The organism is Flavobacterium sp., from assembly GCF_024710485.1.
Lineage (GTDB): Bacteria > Bacteroidota > Bacteroidia > Flavobacteriales > Flavobacteriaceae > Flavobacterium.
Genome location: NZ_JANJUQ010000033.1, coordinates 102,723 through 124,113 on the forward strand (window position 1 = coordinate 102,723; position 21,391 = coordinate 124,113).

A 21,391-nucleotide genomic window follows, 5' to 3' on the forward strand; every position below is an offset into this window, starting at 1 on the left:
TTTGGCACATTACAATCCTAATTTATTTTTGGCTAAAGGTAGAACTCGAGCTGTGAATTTAGAGTAAGCTAATGCTGAGGGATGTAAGCCGTCAGAAGCTACCAAATCGGGTTGTAATAATCCCATTCGAGTAATGTCGGTTATATTGACAAAAGAAATTCCGTTATCTTCACAATAGGCTTTTGCAAAGGCATTGTATTGGTAAATCCCTTGAGAAATGCTTATTGAACCTTGACCAAATGGCGTGTAAGCATAATCTGGAATCGAAAGGACAATTATGTTGTCTTTGTTGCCTCCGGCTTTGGCAATAGCAATGTCAACCAACTCCGGAAATTCTTGTTCGTACAAGTTAAAAGGCTTGCCTTGGTATTGGTTGTTGACACCTATGAGTAAGGTAACTAAGTTGTAATCGTTAGTGAGGTTTTTCGAAGCTATGGCCGTTTTTAAATTGGTGGTGGTCCAACCTGTTTGCGCAATGAGTTTAATTTCGAAATTATCGGCAGTGGTTAAGTATTGCCCGAGACTGTCTTTTAATTGTTCCGGAAAGCGACAATCTTCGCATACACTTTGTCCGTAAGTATAACTGTCGCCCAAAGCCAAATATTTGAATAATCTTGGATTTGGTTGAGGTGAAGTTTGTTGGTCTTCCGAGCAGCTGTTGATACAGAAAGCCAAACCAAAAAATGCTAACATTTGAAAAAATCGTTTCATAATTGAATTTTTTGGTTTGACTTTTATTTTTAGGCCAGCTCCAAACGAGCTTCAATTTTTTCTTCAATAGCGTTCCATAAACCGATACGTTTCTCCAAGGCTAAAACCGAAACTTCTTCAACTTCTTTCCATTTTTGGGCATCGTCTTGGCAAAGTTCGTCTATCATTTGCATCGCCATCGGACCGTGTTCGTCGGCATCCAATTCGATATGTCGTTCGAAGTAATAAATCAGCTTGGCCAAATCCACATCCGGAAAGTTTTGCTGGAAGTTTTTCAGAATCTCAGTAAACATATTCGGAATCAAATCTTCGCGACCAAAGGTAAACGCAGCGGCAATTTTATGCACTTTGCCTTCTTCAATCACTCGGAAGGTAAAATCCAGAAACGCCTTAACATTGTAGTGTAAATCACTTTGTTTGATAGCAATGAAAACGTTTTTGGTGTCGACTACGTTCTTTAAGAAAGCTTTCAATTCATCGGTTGAAGCACCGCAGCTTTGCATCGCTTCTACATACATTTCAAAATGACTCAACCGTTTCCCGTCTAAAGTCAAATCGCTTTCTTCAGCCAATACAATTTCGTTAATCAAATATCGAGTTTCCGGATTTTCCGAGGCAAACCATGGTGTAGTTGTACAAGTTAGTTTGTTTTGCAAGGCTTTTAGGAGCGACATAAAGTCCCAAACCGCATACACATGGCATTCTAAAAACTGATGCAAGTCGTCTATCGTTTTTACTTTTTCATACAACGGATGTTGCAACAATATATCTTTTTGCGGTTGGATGGTTTGATTGATAGTTGAGATATTCATAGCTTTTTTTTGGTATTTACGTTCCATATATCAATATGGATTTATCGAAACAAAAATAAAAATGCTTCCCCGAAAAGAGAAGCATTTTGTATCAATTTTATTGATTGTTTAATTTTTATTTGAAGGCAGGCATACCGGTAATGTCAGCTCCGGTAATCAACAAGTGAATGTCGTGTGTACCTTCGTAAGTGATTACACTTTCTAAGTTCATGCTGTGGCGCATGATAGAATATTCTCCGGTGATTCCCATTCCACCCAAGATTTGACGGGCTTCGCGGGCAATGTTAATCGCCATATCTACGTTGTTTCTTTTCGCCATAGATATTTGAGCTGTAGTGGCTTTGCCTTCATTTCTTAAAACACCTAGTCTCCAAGTCAACAATTGTGCTTTGGTGATTTCGGTAATCATTTCAGCCAATTTCTTTTGTTGCAATTGCGTAGCGGCAATCGGTTTGTCAAATTGGATTCTTTCTTTGGCATAACGCAACGCCGTGTCGTAACAGTCCATAGCAGCACCAATAGCGCCCCAAGCGATACCGTAACGCGCCGAATCCAAACACATCATGGGCGCACCAAGACCGGATTTGCCCGGTAATAAGTTTTCTTTTGGCACTTTTACATTGTCAAAAATCAATTCGCCCGTAGCCGATGCACGCAACGACCATTTGTTGTGCGTTTCCGGAGTGGTAAACCCTTCCATGCCGCGTTCCACAATTAAACCGTGAATTCTGCCTTCTTCATTTTTAGCCCAAACTACTGCGATGTCCGCAAACGGTGCATTCGAAATCCACATTTTGGCACCGTTCAACAAATAATGGTCGCCCATATCTTTGAAGTTGGTTACCATACCGCTCGGATTTGAACCGTAATCCGGCTCGGTCAATCCAAAACAGCCCATGAACTCACCTGTCGCTAATTTCGGCAAGTATTTCATGCGTTGCTCTTCAGTTCCGAATTTCCAAATCGGATACATCACCAAAGACGATTGTACCGATGAAGTCGAACGCACACCCGAGTCACCTCTTTCAATTTCCTGCATGATTAAACCATACGAAATTTGGTCTAAACCGGCACCGCCATATTCCTCAGGGATGTAGGGACCAAAGCCGCCAATTTCGCCCAAACCTTTGATGATTTGTTTTGGGAATTCCGCACGTTGTGCATAATCTTCAATAATAGGCGATACTTCACGTTTCACCCACGCACGCGCTGAATCACGCACTAATTTGTGCTCTTCCGTTAATAAATCATCTAATAAATAGTAATCAGGAGCTTGAAATAAATCGGGTTTCATCTGTCTATATTTTGGTTTACGAAAACGTTTGCAAAGCTACACAATCTAAGTTAAAATCTCAATCAACAATTGTTATAATTTTTTGAAGCTTTATCCGGCTATCCGCTCTATCTTTTTTGTTTTTGTCAAAACAAAAAAGGATGCCGCTGCTATCCGGGCTAGGGCGGTAGCTTTACATTCAACGCTCGAGTTTTTGAAACGCTACGTTTTTTTCAAACAAGAAATCAGCCATTTCCAGGATGTCTTGGCGTGCGGCTAGAGCAGCAGCTCGGGCATCAGTTTCGCAATACGCAATAAACAAATCGATTTCTTCCGGTTTTAATTTGAGGGTATTCAGGTAAAAATTACGGTCGTAATGACTGCTGAGGAAATCTTTAAAACTAGGTGGCAGAACGGGTTTTTGCTCCGGTTCTTTGTCTTTGTTTTTGAACCAATTGGATATGCCTTTAAACATCCGTACAAAGTCGACGCCGTTTTCAATGGTGCCGTCATAAACATTAACCACTTTCAGCGCTTGGCTTTGTTTGGTGAGTTTTATAGCGTCTATATCAGCTTGAGAGATTTGCACTTTTAGGCTTGACTTGTTCACAATTTCAACATCTTCCAAGGCTATGGGTTTCTTTTCAATGGTAATCGTCAATTGGTTTTGATTGAAGTATGTTTCGGTAATTTTGAGTTTGAAATCGAGGTATTCTTTGGAAAGTATGTAGAGTTCATCGCCTAAAGCAACACCAATACTAAAATGGCCTTGGCTGTCTGTAGTGGTACTTTTTTTAGAAGTTAGGTTGACAAGGTCGATGTTGGGAATGCCTTTTCCTTCGCAAACTATTTTTCCGGTTACCACTTTTTCGTTTTGAGCTAAACAAAAGGTTGTCGTAAAAAACAAAAAGGTAAAGAGTAGTGTTGGTTTCAATAATCAGACTTTAAAGATGGAAGCTCTAAAGTACAGTTTTCGTTTTCGCTTAGTGATAAAGTAGTGTTAATTAAGGTTTTTTTACCATTTGGCTGATATTACATTTTTAAGTAAAAATCTTTAGTCAATGCAATATAGTCTTCGGTGTATTGGTGTCTGGCCGTTTCGATGATTAATTCATCTGTAAGGAAATCGGCAATTTCAGCAAACGAAAATGCCAACAAGCTTCTTTTAATTTCGCTAGTTGGCGTGCCTTTAACACGGGTAATTTGGAGCGGAAACAAATCGCATTCTTTGGCCGAAGCTATCAATCGGGCTTCTTCTTTGTACGGCACAATGACCGCCAAAACACCGGTTTCAGAAAGCAGTACCGAAGCAGCTTCAATTAAATCTTCAAAAGGCAAAGCATCTTGAAAGCGGGCCAAGTCTCGTTGTTCGTTTTCGGTTTTATAATCTTCGCTGTAGAACGGCGGATTGGAGACAATCAAATCGTATTGCTGCGCCAGTTCGCTATCGCTCGTGTCCTCGTCTTCCAAATCGTCCATAAAATCATCGAGTGAGGCGTGAAAACAAAACAAACGGTCGTTCCAAGGTGAGTTTTCAAAATTGTCTACGCATTGTTCGAAGGCATTTTCATCTATCTCTATGGCATCAATCTGCTCGGCCTGACTTCTTTGGGCCAACATTAACGCAATCAGTCCGGTTCCGGCGCCAATATCCAAAACCGAAAACGGGCGGTGGTCAATTGGAGCCCAAGCACCAAGCAGCACGCCGTCGGTGCCTATTTTCATCGCGCAGCGGTCTTGTTGGATGGAGAATTGTTTGAACTGGAATTTAGACATTTTAGATTTTTAGAATCGATTCGCTCTTAGATTATTGGATTGTAGATTTGAAAGAGGTTGCCCTAGCCCGGATGGGAGCGAGCTACCATGTAGCGCGGACAGCCGGAATAGCTTCTTAAAAATCTAAAGCCGAAGGCGTTTCTAAAATCTAAGAAGTCTAACAATCTTTTAGAGATACATTTCAACCAAGCCTTCTGGTAAGTCCATGATGACTTTTTTGTTTTCTCTGTCGATTTTTACCAAGAATTGGTCAATCATAGGGACTAATATTTCTACAGTACCGTTTACCACTTCAAATAAGGGTTGTGCTGTAGTGTCATTGATGGAAACTATTTTTCCGAAAACACCGAGGCGTTTGTCTTCGATTTCAAAACCAATAACTTCGTGGAAATAGAATTTGTTGCCTTCGAGTTTTGGTAACATCTTTAAAGGCAGATAGATTTCGCATCCAATGAGTTTGTCGGCTTCTTCTTCGGTGTCGACATCTTCAAATTTGACGCGAAGGAAATCGTTTTTGTGCAGGTTGCTGTGTTCAATAAAAAATGGAATCAGATCTTTGTTGAATTCAACAAATACTGATTCCATATTTTCATATAGTTCGGGCTCGTCTGTGTCTAAATACACTAAGAGTTCTCCCTTGAAACTGAATTTTTTGGCAATTTTACCTAAATAGAAACACTCTTTTTTACGCATTTGCCTAAAATAGATTAAGCTTCTGTTTCTTCGCTGGTTTCTTCAGCAGCCGGAGCTTCTTCAGTAGCTTCTGCTACTTCAGCCACAGTTTCTTCCACTGCAGTTTCAGCTACAACTTCTTCAGCAGCTTCTTCTGCTACTTCAGCAACTTCTTCAGCTTTGGCAGCTTCAGCAGCAGCGGCAGCACGTTTGTCGTTAGCTTCTTTTTCAGCTTTTAAAGCTTTAGCTTTAGCAGCTTCTTGTGCTTTTGATAAACCTTCTTTTTTAGCAGTTACTTTGTTTGCTTTTTCCTCTAACCATTTAGCCAATTTAGCATCAGCTTGTTCTTGAGTCAAAGCACCTTTACGAACACCTCCGTCTAAGTGGTGTTTCATTAAGGCTCCTTTGTAAGAAAGGATAGCTCTTGCTGTGTCGGTTGGTTGAGCACCGTTGTGTAACCAAGTTACTGCTTGATCCAAGTTCAAGTCGATAGTAGCAGGGTTAGTGTTTGGATTGTAAGTTCCTAATTTTTCTAAGAATTTACCATCTCTTTTTGAACGAGCATCAGCGGCTACGATCCAATAAAAAGGTTTCCCTTTTTTTCCGTGTCTTTGTAATCTAATTTTTACTGACATAATCTTTTTTGATTAATTTGAGGTTCTCGACCTCGGTTATTTAAGGGCGCAAAGATAATCTTTTTTTCAAAACAAACTAATTGAAAATTATATTTTTACGGGCAACTCCTTGTAATAACTAACTTTAACGTTATTTTTTTAAAATTTAATTAGCATTTTTATATTAAAAAGTTATTTTTGTGGAGAAATACATTGAAAAAATGAAAAGATTTTTGTCCCTAATTTTTATTGCTGTTGTGATGGCTTCTTGTCAGGAAGATGTTAGATTTAACAATCCCGGATTACAAGGGTTGAAAGATGATGTTTTTTGGACATCCGGAGATACCAGAGCCTATTTGAACTCTAACGGCAGACTTTCGATTGAGGCAGTAACACAAAACGAAAGACTTACTTTAAACACAAGCGGCACTAACGTAGGTACTTATGTTTTAGGAACTACCAATGTCAATAACTCCGTGACTTATTCTTCAACCATCGACAATGTTGATTTAGAATATGCTACAGTAGCGGTGCCGGGACCGGTTAATGCCATCACTTCATTGATAGGTGGAACAGGTTACAGCAGTGGAACATCGGTGTTAACTACCGGAGGATCAGGAAGCGGATTAAGTGTGAATATAGTAGCCAATGCTTCCGGTGTTGTGACTAGTGTAACCTTGGCTTCAAGAGGTAACTTTTATGTGGCTGGTGATTTGATTACAGTAGTAGGAGGAAATCTGAATTGCAAATTTAGAGTACAAAATGTACAAAACAGTAATGGTGAAATTAAAATCACAGAATTCGATAATGTTAACATGACGGTTTCAGGAACCTTTAAATTCAATGCCGCCAATGCGAATAACAGTCCGTTTGGTGGTCCTATTTTGAACTTCCAATACGGCGAGTTCTACAAAATACCGGTTTTTCCATCTATTTAATTATCAGTTAATTCAATATAATGAGCCGTCAACAGACGGCTTTTTTTATTTATTCGCAATTAATTCACTTTTATGGTGTTTTGCGTTTTATTAAAGGTTACCTTTGTCAAAATTTAAAAATTAAAATATGAACATTTTTGTTGGGAGTCTTCCGTTTAGTATAGACGAAGCAGATTTACGAGATTCTTTTGAAGTCTATGGAACGGTTAATTCCGTAAAAGTTATTACTGATAAATTTACAGGAAGAAGTAAAGGATTCGGTTTTGTGGAAATGGAAAATGACGCGGAAGCTCAAAAAGCAATCGATGAGTTAAACGGAGCTACTGTTAGCGGTAGAACTATAGTGGTAAATAAATCAGAGCCAAAACCGGAAGGCGAAAGAAGAAGCTTTAACAATAACCGTGGGGGTTATAACGGTGGCGGAAATTCTCGCGGCGGATACAACGACAGAAACAGCGGCGGAAGATACTAATCCGAAACGCTTACTATAACTCAAAAACCATTCGATGCTTCGGGTGGTTTTTTTTTTTTGTTGATAACTAAAGTTGATTTCCTAAGTCTGAAAACGTATTTTTGAAACTGTTCCGAAGATTGTTCGTTTGCCCATATACACCTCGGAATATGGAATTTAAACTTTGGGATTTTCACCTATGTATTTAATTTTTGATACCGAAACTACCGGTTTGCCCCGCAATTGGGCGGCACCGATATCCGACACCGACAATTGGCCACGCTGTATACAAATTGCTTGGCAATTGCACGATGCGATGGGTAATTTGATAGAACACCAGGATTATTTGGTAAAACCGGAAGGATTTAATATTCCTTATGATGCTGAGAGAATTCACGGAATTTCTACCGAATTGGCCCAAGCCCAAGGTGTTCCTTTGTTGGAAGTACTCGAAAAATTCAATGCGGCTTTGTCTAAAGCCAAATTCATAGTCGGGCAAAATGTAGGTTTCGATGTCAATATCATGGGTTGTGAATTTTACCGTTTGGGCGTCAATTCTCCTATGACAACCTTGCCGGTTTTGGATACTTGTACCGAAGTCACCGCCGAATTACTGAAATTACCCGGTGGTCGTGGCGGCAAGTTTAAATTACCCACGCTAACCGAGTTGCACAGTTATCTTTTTAATGTGCCATTTGCCGAAGCACACAACGCAACAGCCGACGTTGAAGCTACAACCCGTTGTTTCTTAGAGCTGATCAGACGCGAGGTTTTTACTAAAGAAGAACTTGATGTTCCGGCCGATTATTTCCGCCAATTCGGCGAAAATAATCCGAAGGAAATCCAGCTCATCGGATTGCAACACATCAATCTGAAACAAGCTTCAGAGGCAATCAGGAAGCAACTTCAAGCGCAGCAAGTGGCTACGCCAACCCACCAAGAAGAGCAAGTTCATCACGATATTTCAGACGTTGAGTTTGTCCATTTGCACAACCATACGCAATTTTCCGTATTGCAGTCTACGATCAGCGTGAAAGATTTGGTGGCAGCTGCCGTACAAAACAAAATGCCGGCAGTGGCCATGACAGACCATGCCAATTTAATGGGAGCTTTTCATTTTGTACGCGATATTATTTCGCACAACAAATCGGCGCAAGCCAAAAACAAACAAGCCGAAGAAAGCGGAGAAAACCCAACAGAAACTATCATAAAACCCATAGTAGGATGCGAGTTTTATGTTTGTGATGATTTGAAAGATAAATCGCGCAAAGACAACGGTTATCAGATTGTATTTTTAGCCAAAACCAAAAAAGGCTACCACAATTTGGCCAAATTATCCTCTATCGCTTACACCGAAGGGTTTTATTATGTGCCTCGAATTGACAAAAAAGTCATTCAAGAATACAAAGAAGATATTATTGTCCTTTCCGGAAATCTCTACGGAGAAATTCCGAGTAAGGTTTTAAATATAGGCGAAAACCAAGCCGAAGAAGCGCTTATATGGTGGAAAGACCAATTCGGTGAGGATTTCTACATCGAGTTGATGCGCCACAATCAAGAAGATGAAAATAGGGTGAATGCCTCGCTCATTTCTCTGGCCAAAAAACACGGCGTAAAAACGGTTGCCACAAACAACGTTTTCTACATTAATAAAGAAGATGCCAACGCCCACGATATTTTATTGTGTGTGCGCGACGGCGAAAAGCAATCGACACCTATTGGTCGCGGTCGCGGCTACCGTTATGGCTTTAACAATCAGGAATACTATTTCAAATCGAGTGAAGAAATGAAAAAGCTCTTCCATGATTTGCCGGAAGCCATCGTCACCACCGAAGAAATTGTCAATAAAATAGAAATATACGATTTGTCGCGAGAAGTGCTCTTGCCTAAATTCGACATTCCTGAAGAATTTGTGGTGCCCGAAGATGCCCTCGACGGTGGTAAACGTGGGGAAAACAAATACTTGGCTTACTTGACTTATGAAGGCGCCAAAAAACGCTACGGCGAAATTACGCCTGAAATTCAGGAGCGCTTGGACTTCGAATTAAAAACCATTGAAAACACAGGTTATCCGGGTTACTTTTTGATTGTACAGGATTTCATTGCGGCGGCAAGAAGAATGGACGTCTCGGTAGGTCCCGGAAGGGGCTCGGCTGCAGGTTCCGTAGTAGCGTATTGTCTTGGCATTACCAACATCGATCCGTTGCTGTACGACTTGCTTTTTGAGCGTTTCCTTAACCCCGATCGTGTGTCGATGCCCGATATCGATATCGACTTTGACGATGAAGGCCGAAGTCGCGTAATGGATTATGTAATCAAAAAATATGGCTCCAAACAAGTAGCGCAAATTATCACTTATGGAACGATGGCCGCCAAATCATCAGTTCGTGATACCGCGCGTGTATTGGATTTGCCGTTATTTGAAGCCGATAAGATTGCCAAGTTGATTCCGACGACTTTAAATTTGGCCAAAATTTTTACCCTGGATAACGATAAACTCAAAGCAGCACTGAGAGCCGAAGAATACGACAAAGTCAAAGAGTTGATTGAACTCGCCAACGGCAAAGACTTAGGCAGTGAAACCATACAGCAAGCCAAAATTTTAGAAGGCAATTTGCGCAATACCGGAATTCACGCCTGTGGTGTGATTATTACGCCGGATGACATTACGAATTTCGTTCCGGTGGCTACTGCTAAGGATTCGGAGTTGTATGTTACCCAGTTTGACAACTCGGTAGTAGAAAGTGCCGGTTTGCTTAAAATGGATTTCTTGGGGTTGAAAACCCTGACGCTTATTAAAGATACCGTAAAATTAGTAAAATACCGAACCGGTATAGAACTCGATCCTGACGCGTTTCCGATAGATGATGTCAAAACGTACGAGTTGTTCCAAAGAGGTGAAACGGTTGGGATTTTCCAATATGAGTCGCCCGGTATGCAAAAATACCTCAAGGACTTAAAACCAACGGTTTTCGGTGATTTGATTGCCATGAACGCACTCTATCGTCCGGGACCGCTCGAATACATTCCGTCTTTCGTACGACGTAAAAATGGAGAAGAGCCAATTGTATATGATCTTGAAGCCTGCGAAGAATATTTAAAAGACACTTACGGCATTACCGTTTACCAAGAGCAGGTAATGCTTTTGTCACAAAAACTAGCCAATTTCTCCAAAGGTGATGCCGACGTACTCCGTAAAGCCATGGGGAAAAAGCAAAAAGATGTGTTGGACAAAATGAAATCCAAATTCATCGACCAAGCGGTAGCGAACGGACATGACGCAGACAAATTAGAAAAAATCTGGAAAGACTGGGAAGCGTTTGCACAGTATGCTTTCAACAAATCGCACTCGACTTGCTACGCTTGGATTGCCTACCAAACGGCTTACCTGAAAGCGCATTATCCTGCCGAATATATGGCGGCGGTACTGTCGAATAACATGAACGATATCAAGCAAGTGTCCTTCTTTATGGAAGAATGTAAGCGCATGGGCTTGCAAGTACTCGGTCCCGATGTTAATGAGAGTTATTATAAGTTTACCGTAAACGAAAACTATGCGGTCCGTTTCGGAATGGGTGCTATAAAAGGCGTCGGAATGGGCGCGGTACAAACCATAGTCGACAACCGTAAGGAAGGCAAATACAAATCGATTTTTGATTTGGCCAAACGCATTGATTTGCGTGCGGCTAATAAAAAAGCGTTCGAAAACTTAGCTTTAGCCGGTGGTTTCGATTGTTTCACAGATACGCATCGGGCGCAATATTTCCACACAGACGGCGATAATATTACGTTCTATGAAAAAGCCATGCGTTATGGTGCCAAGTTTCAGGAAAACGAAAACTCGTCGCAAGTCAGCCTTTTCGGCGATGCCAGCGATGTGCAAATAGCCGAACCAACTGTTCCGCCTTGCGAGGAATGGAGTACGATGGAAAAGTTGGCCAAAGAGAAAGAGGTAGTCGGGATTTACATTTCCGGTCATCCGTTGGACGACTTTAAATTTGAGATGAAATACTTCTGCAACAGCAAATTAGAGAATTTAAAAAATCTCAACAATTTTGTGGGCAAAACGCTCACTTTCGCCGGAATCGTGACCAATGTGCAGTACAAAACCGCTAAAAACGGTAAAGATTGGGCGATGTTCACCTTAGAAGGTTACGATGAAAGTCACGAATTCAGAATTTTTGACGAAGAGTATTTAAAGTTCCGTCATTTCTTGGTAAACAACCAGTTTGTGTACTTTAAAGTCACTGTGAAAGACGGCTGGGTGAACCGCGAAACAGGTAAAAAATCGGATCCGCGTCTTCAATTTATGGATGTAAAACAATTGCAGGATGTATTGCCGCAGTTTGCCAAAAAGTTGAGTATCCAAATGGATATCCATGAGTTACAAATGGAATTTATCCAACAACTCAACCAGTTGTTTACGGCCAACAAAGGCGATCATACGGTTACTTTTGAAGTCATGGAATTTGAAAAAGTACTCAAACCTGTTGAGCCGCTCCCAAAAGTTGTGGTTGACGAGGAATTAATCGCAGAGACCGATAACCCGGATGAAATGGTAGTCGATTTACCTGTGGTGGAAGAGCAAGTGCAAATAGCCACGCGAGTTTCATTGCCGAGTCGCAAATTGAAAATCCGAATTTCAAATGAATTGTTAACGGAGTTGGAAAAAATGAATGTCAAATTCAGTCTCAACTAACAAATCAATTCTGATAATGACTAGATAACCAAAACTGATTTTTTTAACATTTTAAAATCAAATAAAATGTCTAATTTTGGCACAAACAATTTAAAGTAATTTAAAAATATATAATATGGCTTTAGCAATTACAGATGCTACTTTTGAAGAAGTAGTATTAAAAGCAGACAAACCGGTAGTGGTTGATTTTTGGGCGGCTTGGTGTGGACCTTGTCGTATGGTTGGACCGGTAATTGATGAAATTTCCTCAGAATATGAAGGCAAAGCAGTAGTAGGTAAAGTGGATGTAGATGCCAATCAGGAATTTGCAGCCAAATACGGCGTGCGTAACATTCCAACGGTTTTGGTGTTCCAAAACGGTGAAGTGGTTGGTCGTCAAGTGGGCGTTGCGCCTAAAAAAACCTACACCGACGCTATCGACGCTTTGTTGTAAAATACCATGAAAAAGAAACTAAGGTCTAACGCAAGTTAGGCCTTTTTTATTTTCAGGAGCACAGCATTGGCAGTGTTTGGGAAAAGTCGTCCCGCTGTCCGCGCTACACGGTAGCCAGCTCCCATCGGGGCTAGAGAGACCGTTTGTAATTTTTAAACAGCAGTTGTTAAATTTTTAAATTTTCAAATTTTCAAATCTCCCAATTGGTTATATTTGACTTATGAAGATTGAAGCACAAAAAGAACTCGTTTCCGGATTCAAGCATTTGGAGCTGCTGGCCAATCAAGTCGTAGAAGGCTTTATTTCGGGGATGCACAAGTCGCCTTTTCACGGATTTTCTGCTGAGTTTGCCGAACATAAAGTGTATAATACCGGCGAAAGCACCAAACACATCGATTGGAAACTATTTGCCAAAACCGACCGTTTATATACTAAACGATTCGAGGAAGAAACTAATTTGCGTTGTCATTTGATAATCGACAATTCTTCTTCCATGCATTATCCGAAATTAAAGGCGAATGAGCCGTTTTACCACAACAAAATCGGTTTTTCGGTCTTGGCTTCCGCAGTCTTGATGAACTTGCTTAAAAAGCAGCGCGATGCGGTCGGACTTAGTGTCTATTCGGATACTTACGAATATTACGCGCCCGAAAAAGGCAGTGACAGACACCATCGTATGATTTTGAATAAGTTGGAAGATTTGTTGGAAAATCCAAAGCAAGCCAAAAGCACGGATACAGTAACTTTTTTACACCAAATAGCAGAAAAAATGCACCGCCGTTCGATGATTATCTTATTTACAGATATGTTTGATCCGACGGCTAATGACGGAAAAACGGAGGCTTTGTTCAATGCATTACAACATTTGAAACACGACAAGCATCGGGTGGTAGTTTTTCATGTCACCGACAAGCAAACCGAAATCAACTTTGATTTTGACAATGCACCGCGCAAATTCATCGATCTGGAAACGGGTGAGCAGATTAATATTTTTGCCGACAGCATTAAAGAAGCATACGAAGAAAAAGTAGCAGCTTATTTTAAATCGTTAGCATTGACTTGTGCGCAAAACAAAATCAAGTACGTTCCGGTGGCAGTGGAGGAAAGTTTTGAAAAAATTTTAACGACATACTTGGTTGAAAAACAAATGTTTGGTTAGCTTGCCAAAAGAGAATTGAATTTTTTAGCAAAAAAAAGTTGCAGGATTAAAAATCAGTTGTATATTTGCAACCGCAATTAAGCGATGGTTTGGTAGTTCAGTTGGTTAGAATACATGCCTGTCACGCATGGGGTCGCGGGTTCGAGTCCCGTCCAGACCGCTAAAATTGGGAAAGGATTTCAGAAATGAAATCCTTTTTTGCCCAAAATAGGTTTTTGAAAAATCTAGTTTAGGTTCCAAAAAAGCATTTAAGATTAGTTGTGTTGTTTCGCTACGACTTTGTAACTCGTAGCAGGTTTAGTAGTTAGACCAATGAAAAGCTTTCCCTTTTTTAGGGATGGCTTTTTTGCTTTATGGCAGTTGCTGTTTATTGTATTTCCTTTCAAAAGTTTTCTATTCAGCTGTAATATATTGATTATTTGCGCGTTGCATTGTCTTTTTGATGATATTGAATTATCGCCATCTTTTGCTAACACTACTGTAAAGGCTAGATCACTTTCCAAATCAAACCCATGCCGGGTTACGCTGTAGGCGATATTATTCCGAATACGGCTTCGATTTATTTTGATTTTAATCCACCGATTATAACGAATACATTTACTACAGAATTTGTGCAACAGTTAGGCGTGGACGAATTTGAGAACAGTGATTTTGTATTTTATCCTAATCCGGTTTCCGATTGGCTTACCGTAAGTGTAAGAGGCAATACAACTATTGCGAATGTTGTGGTATATGATGTTTTAGGGAAAACAGTATTCACACAAAAAACAGCTGGTTTAGCTACCCAAACCATCGATTTATCATCCGTGTCAAAAGGACTTTACTTAATTGAAGTCACTACCGATGCCAATCAAAAAGTCATTAAAAAGTTAATAGTAGACTAATTACTGCAATCTCAATAAGCAAAGCCTTCTTTCTAGAGGGCTTTCTTTTTTGAGTAAAGTTTAGCTTGCTGAATATAATTTCTTATTTTTGAAACTGTTAATCGACTTAATTCATACATGAAAAAAGCATTGGCTTTACTTTTACTAACCGTTTGTCTTTCTTGCCAATATTTGGAGAAGAAAGTGCCGTCGGAGCAAGAATTACTCGAACAACAACTGAAAGAAATCAATTGGACAGAAGTCGATGAATACCCTTCAGTAAGCGATTGTGAAACCCTAACAGATGCCAATCTACGCAAGCAATGTTTCTTCGATTTTTTAACGGCTGCTATTGAGCAAAAACTGGCTGTTGATACCTTGGCGACGATGTTTCCTAAATTGGATACCATAGAAGTTAGAGTGACTGTTTTACCAAATGCTACTTTAGAATTCAAACCCGAATTTCCTAAAGATTCTGTGGCTTATGATACCATTAAAATCGACAGTATATTGCGTGCCCGCTTGGTTGATTTTCCTAAAGTAAATCCGGCTATAAAAAGAGGTTTACCTGTAAAAACACAATTCGTCCTTCCGGTAATTATCAAGCAAGAATAGCTGTAAGTTTGTCGATAGACAAAGAAGTTATCGGTTAAATTTTCTGCCTTTCCAGGAAAAACTGCCGAACAAAGAATAAATCCCAACCAAACTTGAGTAAAACGGATACACAATACTGCTGGCCAAAGGCAGTAGCCATTGTCCTTTGAGCAAGTATTTGTTAGTTTTGTACAATAGTAAATAATCCACTAGGTACTTAGTCGAAAACACGCCAAGCCAAATACTAAGATTTAAACATCCGCAAATCACAAACCACAAACCAACAACCAAGCCTAAATTCATTAGGAATACTATCACTGCCAGAAGCTTGGCATAAGTGCTTTGGTAACCCGTAGTTTTACTCGCCCAACGCACTCGTTGTTGGAAAAAGGCAAACAAATCATTTTCGGGTTTGGTTTTGACAATATTTTGAGAGTGTTTCAAATAGTGTACTTTTTCAGGGGAATGATTTACCGCTTTTTGCAGTAAAAACACATCGTCGCCACTAGCCCTGTTTTGGTTGCCGTTAAAACCATTCAATGAAGTAAAGAGCTTTTTGGTATAGGCAAAATTGGCTCCATTACACATAAAGGGCTTGCCCAATCCGAAACTGCCTATGGTAGTGCCTTGTAAACTTAATAAATCCAGTTGTTGAAAATGGTGAAACCAATTGTTCTTCACTTTATAAGCTACGGCGCCCACTACCATCTCAGGTTGGTGTTTCTGAATGTATTCGTCAAGGGTCAGCAACCAGTTTTTGGGTACCGTACAATCGGCATCTGTAGTGATAATCCAATCGTGTTTGACGATTGGTATTGCTCTGGCTATAGCATCTTTTTTAGGTGAATCAGACAAACGCAAATTCTCTAAAAGCGTGGTGTCGATAGTATCATGCTCCATGCGCCAACGAATGCAAATTCGCTCTGAAAGATCGGTCGAAAAATCATCTACCATGATAATCTCAATCAACTCATGCGGGTAGTTCAGTTTGGAGAAAGAAGCTAATAGTCTCGGTAAATTTTTGGCTTCGTTACGAAACGGAACTATAATTGTAAAAGCTGTTTTAGGTTCAATTGTTGTCGTTTTGAACGTTTTGATTTTACCGTAGCCCCAAATCAATTGCACCATCAGTATGCTATAGAGCAATACAATCGACGATAAGATTATAGTGATTAATTCCATTTCGGTTTAAATTTTAAAACATAATAACTCCCGATTACAACGGGTAAAACAACATTCAAAAACCACATTAAAGTGGCAACAAAAACGACAATCCATTCGTTTACGCCCAGTGGCTCAAAGAAAAACAGTGCCACACTTCCTTTAACAGCAAAGTCTAAAAACTGAAAACTGGGTAACGAAGAAGCCAAAAAATAAACTGTCGCAATCGAAGCTATTAATGTTGGATAAGGTAAATCTACATCAAATGCCAGAAATAAAAAATAGTATTGATGCGAAAAAACCAAATAGCGAGCGATAGCCAAAATGATATTCTTGCGGTGTATCGGCTTAGGAATTTCATTGATTTTATGCAGTAGTTTTTCGATGGAATACCCTTTGAAAGTTATGGATTTGCTTAAAAAGGAAAGGCCGATAATAAATATGCTAATACCCACAATTCCCAACGTCCAAAACTTGTACCCCAACATCCAAAGCCCAATGGTTCCGAAAATAACCGTTAACAACATTTGAATACCATTGCAAATGAGGTTGAGGAAAATCACCTTTTTGGTTTTCTTTTTTTCGAAATACATTGCTTTTCCGGCATATTCTCCCAAACCGTTAGGCGTAAAAATGCCGGCAGTTAAAGCGCTAAGCACTTGTTTGGCAGCTTCGCCTACAGTAATCGGTCGGATAAAAGTTACCAAATTTTGCCATTTTAAAATTTCAAAATACCGATTGGCTACACTAAAGGAAAGCAAAAACAAAATTCCCCAAAACGACTGTTTTTCCCAAAGTAAATGGTGGAATTTAACCCAATCGAGTTTATTGTTGTGGGCTAATTGGTCGTATATAAAATAAAAAGCAGCTCCAACAATCAAAAGTTTGATTAGAAAAACGATGAATTGCTTAGCTTTGTATGAAATTGTAACCATAAGTGCAAAGAAAGTAAAACTTTGACCTTATAACCTAAAATCCCTTAGCAAAATCCAATGGCCAACGAACGCATCATATTAGGCATTGACCCCGGAACGACCATTATGGGATTCGGATTGATTAAAGTCATTAACAAGAAAATGCAATTTCTTCAGTTAAACGAATTGATCCTGAGCAAGTATGATGATCACTACACCAAGCTTAAAGTCATTTTTGAACGAACCATCGAACTTATCGAAACCCATCATCCCGATGAAATCGCTATTGAAGCACCGTTTTTCGGGAAGAATGTACAGTCGATGTTAAAGTTGGGAAGAGCACAAGGCGTTGCTATGGCGGCCGGTTTGTCGCGCCAAATTCCCATCACCGAATATGAGCCGAAAAAAATCAAAATGGCCATCACCGGTAACGGAAACGCCAGCAAAGAGCAAGTCGCCAAAATGTTGCAACAATTGTTAGGCTTGAAAGAATTGCCCAAAAATCTGGATTCTACCGATGGTTTGGCGGCGGCGGTTTGTCATTTTTTCAACTCCGGAAAAGTCACCGCCGGAAAAAGCTATACGGGTTGGGACGCTTTTGTCAAACAAAATCAAGAACGAATAAAAAAATAGTATGCAGTTGCAGTTTTCTGTATTGTTGACTGAGACTGAAATTGAGGCTAAAATGAGCGGCATCTACATCCATATTCCTTTTTGCAAACAAGCGTGTCATTACTGCGACTTTCATTTTTCGACTTCTCTAAAGAAGAAAGATGAAATGGTAGCGGCTTTGGCGAAAGAAATTGCCATGCGAAAAAACGAGTTTAAAGATGAGGTTGTGGAAACCATTTACTTTGGAGGCGGAACACCTTCAATATTGCAGATAGCTGATTTAAGGTTGTTGATTGATACGGTTTTTAAGCATTATAAGGTAGTTGATGAGCCCGAAATTACCGTTGAAGCCAATCCCGATGATTTATCCGAAGAACGTATTATCGCCTTGTCGCAAAACAAAGTCAATCGCTTGAGCATCGGAATTCAGTCTTTTTTTGAAGACGATTTAAAGCTGATGAATCGCGCGCACAATGTAGCGGAAGCCAAGCAGTGCCTGGAAATCGCCACGAAGTATTTCGATAACATCACCATCGACTTGATTTACGGTATGCCCGAGATGAGCCGTGAAAAATGGCTACAAAATATCCAGACGGCTTTGTCCTATAATATTCCGCACATCTCGAGTTACGCCTTGACGGTTGAACCGAAAACAGCCTTGCATCAATTCATTCAAAAAGGAGTGATTGCTCCGTTGGATGACGATTTGGCACAAGACCATTTCCATTTGTTGGTCGATACTTTGGAAGACCACGGTTTTGTGCATTACGAACTGTCTAATTTTGGGAAAGATGACTATTTCTCGAAAAACAACTCGAGTTATTGGCTGGGTAAAAAGTACCTCGGCATCGGACCTTCGGCGCATAGTTACGACGGTGAAAAGCGCGGCTGGAACATCGCCAACAATTCGCTTTATCTGAAATCATTGGCCAATAATGAATTGCCGATTGAAATAGAAACCTTAACCAAAACGGATCGGTATAACGAATACATTATGACGGGTTTGCGCACCATTTGGGGTGTTTCTTTGGACAGAATCGAAAACGAATTCGGGGTCAACTATCTTAATTATTTACAACAGCAAGCTGCCAAATACCTGGAAGATCATTTACTTTTTGTAGACGACAATATTCTACGAACCACCAAAAAAGGGAAGTTTTTAAGTGATGGTATAGCGAGTGATTTGTTTTTGCTAAATTTGGAATGATATAACCGCAAAGAGCGCAAAAGAGATAAGCAAAGAACGCCAAGAAGATTATGACAGAAAATGAATTATCTAAAGTTGTATTTGATTGTGCTTTAAAAGTTCATCAAGCATTAGGTCCCGGGCTTTTAGAAAGCGCTTATGAAGAGTGTTTGTTTTTGAGTTAAAAAAGTATGGTTTAGATGTTCAGAAGCAAAAAGCACTTCCGCTTGTTTATGAAGAGGTTAAGCTCGATGTTGGTTATAGAATTGATATTATTATAGAAAACAAATTGATTGTAGAAGTTAAATCTGTTGAGGTATTGAATGATGTTCATTTTGCACAGCTCTTAACCTATTTAAAATTGACGAATTGTAAGTTAGGATTGCTAATCAATTTTAATGTATCATTAACAAAAAACGGAATAAAACGAATTGTAAATAATCTTTAATACCTTGCGAACACTGCGTAATTCTTTTGCGCTCTTTGCGGTTGAATAAAATGAAAGCAACAATAAACAACTTCCAAATCGACTTATCTAAACCTATTGATATTTCTATTCCATTGACCAATACCGAGGACAATCCTATCGCTTGGTATATTGAAAAGCCGGTTATAGAGCCGGTGAAATTTGGCAATTGGGTTGGAAAAGTATCGGAAGGCAGTTCCACCAATTTTAACAACATCTTTTTCAATCCGCACGGGCACGGCACCCATACCGAATGTTTAGGCCACATTACCAAAGCTTTTTACAGCATCAATCAATGTTTGAATCGTTTTTTCTTTTCCGCAGAGTTGATTTCGGTCACACCCGAGCAAGTGGTAGACGATTGTATCATCACCAAATTTCAAATTGTTAATGCTTTAAACGGGAAAACTCCGGAAGCACTTATTATTCGCACCTTGCCGAACGAAGAGAGTAAAAAACACAAAAACTATTCGCACACCAATCCACCATACTTGTCAGAAGACGCAGGGACTTTTATCCGAGAAATCGGAATTAAACATTTGCTGATTGATTTGCCCAGTGTAGATAGGGAAGAAGACGAAGGCAGATTATTAGCCCACAAAGCGTTCTGGAATGTAAAAGACGTCAACCATCTCAATGCCGACGCCCGCTTGGATTGTACCATAACCGAAATGATTTATGTGGGTAATGAAGTGCCGGACGGCAGCTATCTATTGAATTTGCAAATCGCTTCTTTTGAAAACGATGCTTCTCCCAGCAAACCAATATTATTCAAATTAGAAGATTGATGCCATTCGAATTCAGTATAAAATCTACAATCACCAATTGTTAATCTACAATCTTCAATCGGTATGAATATCCAACAACTCTACGAATTCTGTCTTTCCAAAAAAGGCGTCACCGAACATTTTCCGTTTGACGAGGATACTTTGGTGTTTAAAGTAGGCGGAAAAATGTTTTGCTTGACGTCTTTAAAAGAGTGGGAAAACAATACGCCATCACTCAATTTAAAATGCGATCCGGAACGTGCCGAAACACTTCGTGCCGAATACGATGCCATCAATCCGGGCTATCATATGAGCAAAATCCATTGGAATACGATTGCGTTTCACAGTGATGTTTCCGATAAAATGATGTGTGAACTCATCAATCATTCTTACGATTTGGTTTTCAAAAGTTTGACAAAAAAAAGTCAAAACGAAATTCTTCAAAACGAGAATTAGGCATTACTTTTGTAAAGCTATTGCAATACAAAATCAAAGAAACTTTTTTTACCATGTTAGATAATCTAAAGAAAATACTAAACGAAGACCAAGATCCTAAGGCGATAGAGAAAATCACGGCTAAATTGGATAATCTTTTAATGAGCCATGAAGAAGTAGGTTACATTGCTGTACAAAAAAAACCGGCGGTGAACATGTTTCCCGACAGCATAGTGGTAACCAACAAAAGAATTATCCTTTGCAAACCTAAAAACTTAGGCTTGTCAATGGAATTCATCGATTATGATTGGGATGATATTGAAGCCAGCTTTGTGAAAGAAGGTATTTTGGGTGCCGATTTTACCTTTACCACCAAATCCGATTTAACGCATACCGTAGATTATTTGCCTAAAAATCAGGCACGAAAACTCTACACCTTTGCCAAAGAACAATTAGATTTATTAAAAAATCCACAAGTGGCACCGGTTGTTCAAGAACAACCTAAAATGGAGGAAGTAGTAGAAACGCCAATCACAACCGCTGAGGTTGTGGAAGAAGTTGCCACCGAAGAAGTGACTGACTTTGCCGAAATTATTCCTGTAGCGCAATCCGGTTACCGTGACGAGAAACAATTTCCGGACGATCGTTCCGGTTTGGCCGAATTGTCGCAAGACGAACTCTTCGAGAAACTCAGCAATTACAAAAAATTACTTGACAACGGATTGATTCTACAAGGCGAATACGATGCTTTGAAAAAGGAAATTCTAAGTTATATGTAAGCTAAGAAATTAGTAACAAATAAAAGGGAATAGTTAAAAATACAGTTAACTATTCCCTTTTTGCTTTTCCCTTATC

The 21,391-nt window shown here is 39.7% G+C and carries 21 protein-coding genes, 1 tRNA gene and 1 pseudogene; 14 read left to right on the plus strand and 9 right to left on the minus strand.

Annotation, left to right across the window (positions count from 1 at the left end):
* Positions 1-9 precede the first annotated feature (9 nt).
* The 7 genes from Q0M21_RS09280 to Q0M21_RS09310 all read right to left on the minus strand — a co-directional run bounded on the left by Q0M21_RS09280 (position 10) and on the right by Q0M21_RS09310 (position 5,879).
* A complete protein-coding gene (locus Q0M21_RS09280) occupies positions 10-711 on the minus strand; it encodes an SGNH/GDSL hydrolase family protein (RefSeq protein WP_295337432.1) in 702 nt (233 codons plus the stop codon).
* A 29-nt stretch (positions 712-740) separates the two neighbouring features.
* Positions 741-1,523: a DUF3050 domain-containing protein gene (locus tag Q0M21_RS09285; protein WP_295337435.1), complete on the minus strand. Its 783-nt coding sequence runs from the start codon at positions 1,521-1,523 to the stop codon at positions 741-743.
* 115 nt (positions 1,524-1,638) lie between these two features.
* Complete coding sequence (locus Q0M21_RS09290; RefSeq protein ID WP_295337437.1) at positions 1,639-2,817, minus strand: acyl-CoA dehydrogenase family protein; 1,179 nt, start codon at positions 2,815-2,817, stop codon at positions 1,639-1,641.
* A 178-nt stretch (positions 2,818-2,995) separates the two neighbouring features.
* Positions 2,996-3,730: a hypothetical protein gene (locus Q0M21_RS09295; protein ID WP_295337439.1), complete on the minus strand. Its 735-nt coding sequence runs from the start codon at positions 3,728-3,730 to the stop codon at positions 2,996-2,998.
* Positions 3,731-3,828: 98 nt separating this feature from the next.
* The gene (locus Q0M21_RS09300; RefSeq protein WP_295337441.1) at positions 3,829-4,572 is read right to left on the minus strand and encodes a methyltransferase; all 744 of its coding nucleotides are present in this window, start codon (positions 4,570-4,572) and stop codon (positions 3,829-3,831) included.
* A 168-nt stretch (positions 4,573-4,740) separates the two neighbouring features.
* Positions 4,741-5,265 (minus strand): ribosome maturation factor RimM, encoded by a 525-nt coding sequence (rimM, locus tag Q0M21_RS09305; protein WP_295337443.1) that lies wholly within the window; start codon positions 5,263-5,265, stop codon positions 4,741-4,743.
* 14 nt (positions 5,266-5,279) lie between these two features.
* On the minus strand, positions 5,280-5,879 hold the full coding sequence (locus Q0M21_RS09310) for a 30S ribosomal protein S16 (RefSeq protein ID WP_295337445.1): 600 nt from the start codon (positions 5,877-5,879) through the stop codon (positions 5,280-5,282).
* A 200-nt stretch (positions 5,880-6,079) separates the two neighbouring features.
* On the opposite strand from Q0M21_RS09310, the gene Q0M21_RS09315 reads away from it, so the two are divergent.
* From Q0M21_RS09315 to Q0M21_RS09350, 8 genes are all read left to right on the plus strand, one after another.
* A complete protein-coding gene (locus Q0M21_RS09315) occupies positions 6,080-6,796 on the plus strand; it encodes a DUF6252 family protein (protein ID WP_295337447.1) in 717 nt (238 codons plus the stop codon).
* A 127-nt stretch (positions 6,797-6,923) separates the two neighbouring features.
* Entirely contained in the window at positions 6,924-7,268 is a 345-nt protein-coding gene (locus tag Q0M21_RS09320; RefSeq protein ID WP_295337449.1) for an RNA-binding protein, read from the plus strand.
* 178 nt (positions 7,269-7,446) lie between these two features.
* The gene (gene dnaE / locus Q0M21_RS09325) at positions 7,447-11,946 is read left to right on the plus strand and encodes a DNA polymerase III subunit alpha (RefSeq protein WP_295337451.1); all 4,500 of its coding nucleotides are present in this window, start codon (positions 7,447-7,449) and stop codon (positions 11,944-11,946) included.
* Between the two features lie 115 nt (positions 11,947-12,061).
* Complete coding sequence (gene trxA / locus Q0M21_RS09330; protein WP_295337453.1) at positions 12,062-12,379, plus strand: thioredoxin; 318 nt, start codon at positions 12,062-12,064, stop codon at positions 12,377-12,379.
* Positions 12,380-12,599: 220 nt separating this feature from the next.
* The gene (locus Q0M21_RS09335) at positions 12,600-13,538 is read left to right on the plus strand and encodes a DUF58 domain-containing protein (protein ID WP_295337456.1); all 939 of its coding nucleotides are present in this window, start codon (positions 12,600-12,602) and stop codon (positions 13,536-13,538) included.
* A gap of 86 nt (positions 13,539-13,624) precedes the next feature.
* Positions 13,625-13,698, plus strand: a tRNA-Asp gene (locus Q0M21_RS09340).
* A gap of 352 nt (positions 13,699-14,050) precedes the next feature.
* Positions 14,051-14,422, plus strand: coding sequence for a T9SS type A sorting domain-containing protein (locus Q0M21_RS09345; RefSeq protein ID WP_295337458.1), 372 nt, complete (start codon positions 14,051-14,053; stop codon positions 14,420-14,422).
* Between the two features lie 117 nt (positions 14,423-14,539).
* Positions 14,540-15,016: a hypothetical protein gene (locus Q0M21_RS09350; RefSeq protein WP_295337460.1), complete on the plus strand. Its 477-nt coding sequence runs from the start codon at positions 14,540-14,542 to the stop codon at positions 15,014-15,016.
* Positions 15,017-15,043: 27 nt separating this feature from the next.
* On the opposite strand, the gene Q0M21_RS09355 is transcribed toward Q0M21_RS09350, so the two are convergent.
* Positions 15,044-16,177: a glycosyltransferase gene (locus tag Q0M21_RS09355; RefSeq protein ID WP_295337462.1), complete on the minus strand. Its 1,134-nt coding sequence runs from the start codon at positions 16,175-16,177 to the stop codon at positions 15,044-15,046.
* Positions 16,168-17,091 (minus strand): hypothetical protein, encoded by a 924-nt coding sequence (locus Q0M21_RS09360; protein WP_295337464.1) that lies wholly within the window; start codon positions 17,089-17,091, stop codon positions 16,168-16,170. The genes Q0M21_RS09355 and Q0M21_RS09360 overlap by 10 nt, the downstream gene beginning before the upstream one ends.
* 57 nt (positions 17,092-17,148) lie before the next feature.
* Here Q0M21_RS09360 and ruvC point away from each other — a divergent pair, with 57 nt between their 5' ends.
* The 6 genes and pseudogenes from ruvC (at position 17,149) to Q0M21_RS09390 (ending at position 21,315) form a co-directional block, all read left to right on the plus strand.
* Positions 17,149-17,703: a crossover junction endodeoxyribonuclease RuvC gene (gene ruvC / locus Q0M21_RS09365; protein WP_295337466.1), complete on the plus strand. Its 555-nt coding sequence runs from the start codon at positions 17,149-17,151 to the stop codon at positions 17,701-17,703.
* Positions 17,704-17,755: 52 nt separating this feature from the next.
* Positions 17,756-18,889 carry a radical SAM family heme chaperone HemW gene (gene hemW, locus Q0M21_RS09370; protein ID WP_295337488.1) on the plus strand — a complete coding sequence of 378 codons (1,134 nt, stop codon included), beginning with the start codon at positions 17,756-17,758 and terminating at the stop codon, positions 18,887-18,889.
* Between the two features lie 50 nt (positions 18,890-18,939).
* Positions 18,940-19,316: pseudogene (locus Q0M21_RS09375) on the plus strand (GxxExxY protein).
* Positions 19,317-19,366: 50 nt separating this feature from the next.
* Entirely contained in the window at positions 19,367-20,122 is a 756-nt protein-coding gene (locus Q0M21_RS09380; protein ID WP_295337468.1) for a cyclase family protein, read from the plus strand.
* A gap of 63 nt (positions 20,123-20,185) precedes the next feature.
* Positions 20,186-20,557, plus strand: coding sequence for an MmcQ/YjbR family DNA-binding protein (locus tag Q0M21_RS09385; protein WP_295337470.1), 372 nt, complete (start codon positions 20,186-20,188; stop codon positions 20,555-20,557).
* A gap of 53 nt (positions 20,558-20,610) precedes the next feature.
* Positions 20,611-21,315 carry a PH domain-containing protein gene (locus Q0M21_RS09390; protein WP_295337472.1) on the plus strand — a complete coding sequence of 235 codons (705 nt, stop codon included), beginning with the start codon at positions 20,611-20,613 and terminating at the stop codon, positions 21,313-21,315.
* Positions 21,316-21,391 lie beyond the last annotated feature (76 nt).

Coding starts and splice junctions, on each gene's coding strand:
- Q0M21_RS09360 (WP_295337464.1), bottom strand. CDS start 17,091: ATGGTTACAATTTCATACAAAGCTAAGCAATTCATCGTTTTTCTAATC.
- Q0M21_RS09350 (WP_295337460.1), top strand. CDS start 14,540: ATGAAAAAAGCATTGGCTTTACTTTTACTAACCGTTTGTCTTTCTTGC.
- Q0M21_RS09320 (WP_295337449.1), top strand. CDS start 6,924: ATGAACATTTTTGTTGGGAGTCTTCCGTTTAGTATAGACGAAGCAGAT.
- trxA (WP_295337453.1), top strand. CDS start 12,062: ATGGCTTTAGCAATTACAGATGCTACTTTTGAAGAAGTAGTATTAAAA.
- Q0M21_RS09315 (WP_295337447.1), top strand. CDS start 6,080: ATGAAAAGATTTTTGTCCCTAATTTTTATTGCTGTTGTGATGGCTTCT.
- Q0M21_RS09345 (WP_295337458.1), top strand. CDS start 14,051: ATGCCGGGTTACGCTGTAGGCGATATTATTCCGAATACGGCTTCGATT.
- Q0M21_RS09300 (WP_295337441.1), bottom strand. CDS start 4,572: ATGTCTAAATTCCAGTTCAAACAATTCTCCATCCAACAAGACCGCTGC.
- ruvC (WP_295337466.1), top strand. CDS start 17,149: ATGGCCAACGAACGCATCATATTAGGCATTGACCCCGGAACGACCATT.
- Q0M21_RS09290 (WP_295337437.1), bottom strand. CDS start 2,817: ATGAAACCCGATTTATTTCAAGCTCCTGATTACTATTTATTAGATGAT.
- Q0M21_RS09335 (WP_295337456.1), top strand. CDS start 12,600: ATGAAGATTGAAGCACAAAAAGAACTCGTTTCCGGATTCAAGCATTTG.
- rimM (WP_295337443.1), bottom strand. CDS start 5,265: ATGCGTAAAAAAGAGTGTTTCTATTTAGGTAAAATTGCCAAAAAATTC.
- dnaE (WP_295337451.1), top strand. CDS start 7,447: ATGTATTTAATTTTTGATACCGAAACTACCGGTTTGCCCCGCAATTGG.
- Q0M21_RS09355 (WP_295337462.1), bottom strand. CDS start 16,177: ATGGAATTAATCACTATAATCTTATCGTCGATTGTATTGCTCTATAGC.
- Q0M21_RS09380 (WP_295337468.1), top strand. CDS start 19,367: ATGAAAGCAACAATAAACAACTTCCAAATCGACTTATCTAAACCTATT.
- Q0M21_RS09280 (WP_295337432.1), bottom strand. CDS start 711: ATGAAACGATTTTTTCAAATGTTAGCATTTTTTGGTTTGGCTTTCTGT.
- Q0M21_RS09285 (WP_295337435.1), bottom strand. CDS start 1,523: ATGAATATCTCAACTATCAATCAAACCATCCAACCGCAAAAAGATATA.
- Q0M21_RS09390 (WP_295337472.1), top strand. CDS start 20,611: ATGTTAGATAATCTAAAGAAAATACTAAACGAAGACCAAGATCCTAAG.
- hemW (WP_295337488.1), top strand. CDS start 17,756: ATGAGCGGCATCTACATCCATATTCCTTTTTGCAAACAAGCGTGTCAT.
- Q0M21_RS09310 (WP_295337445.1), bottom strand. CDS start 5,879: ATGTCAGTAAAAATTAGATTACAAAGACACGGAAAAAAAGGGAAACCT.
- Q0M21_RS09385 (WP_295337470.1), top strand. CDS start 20,186: ATGAATATCCAACAACTCTACGAATTCTGTCTTTCCAAAAAAGGCGTC.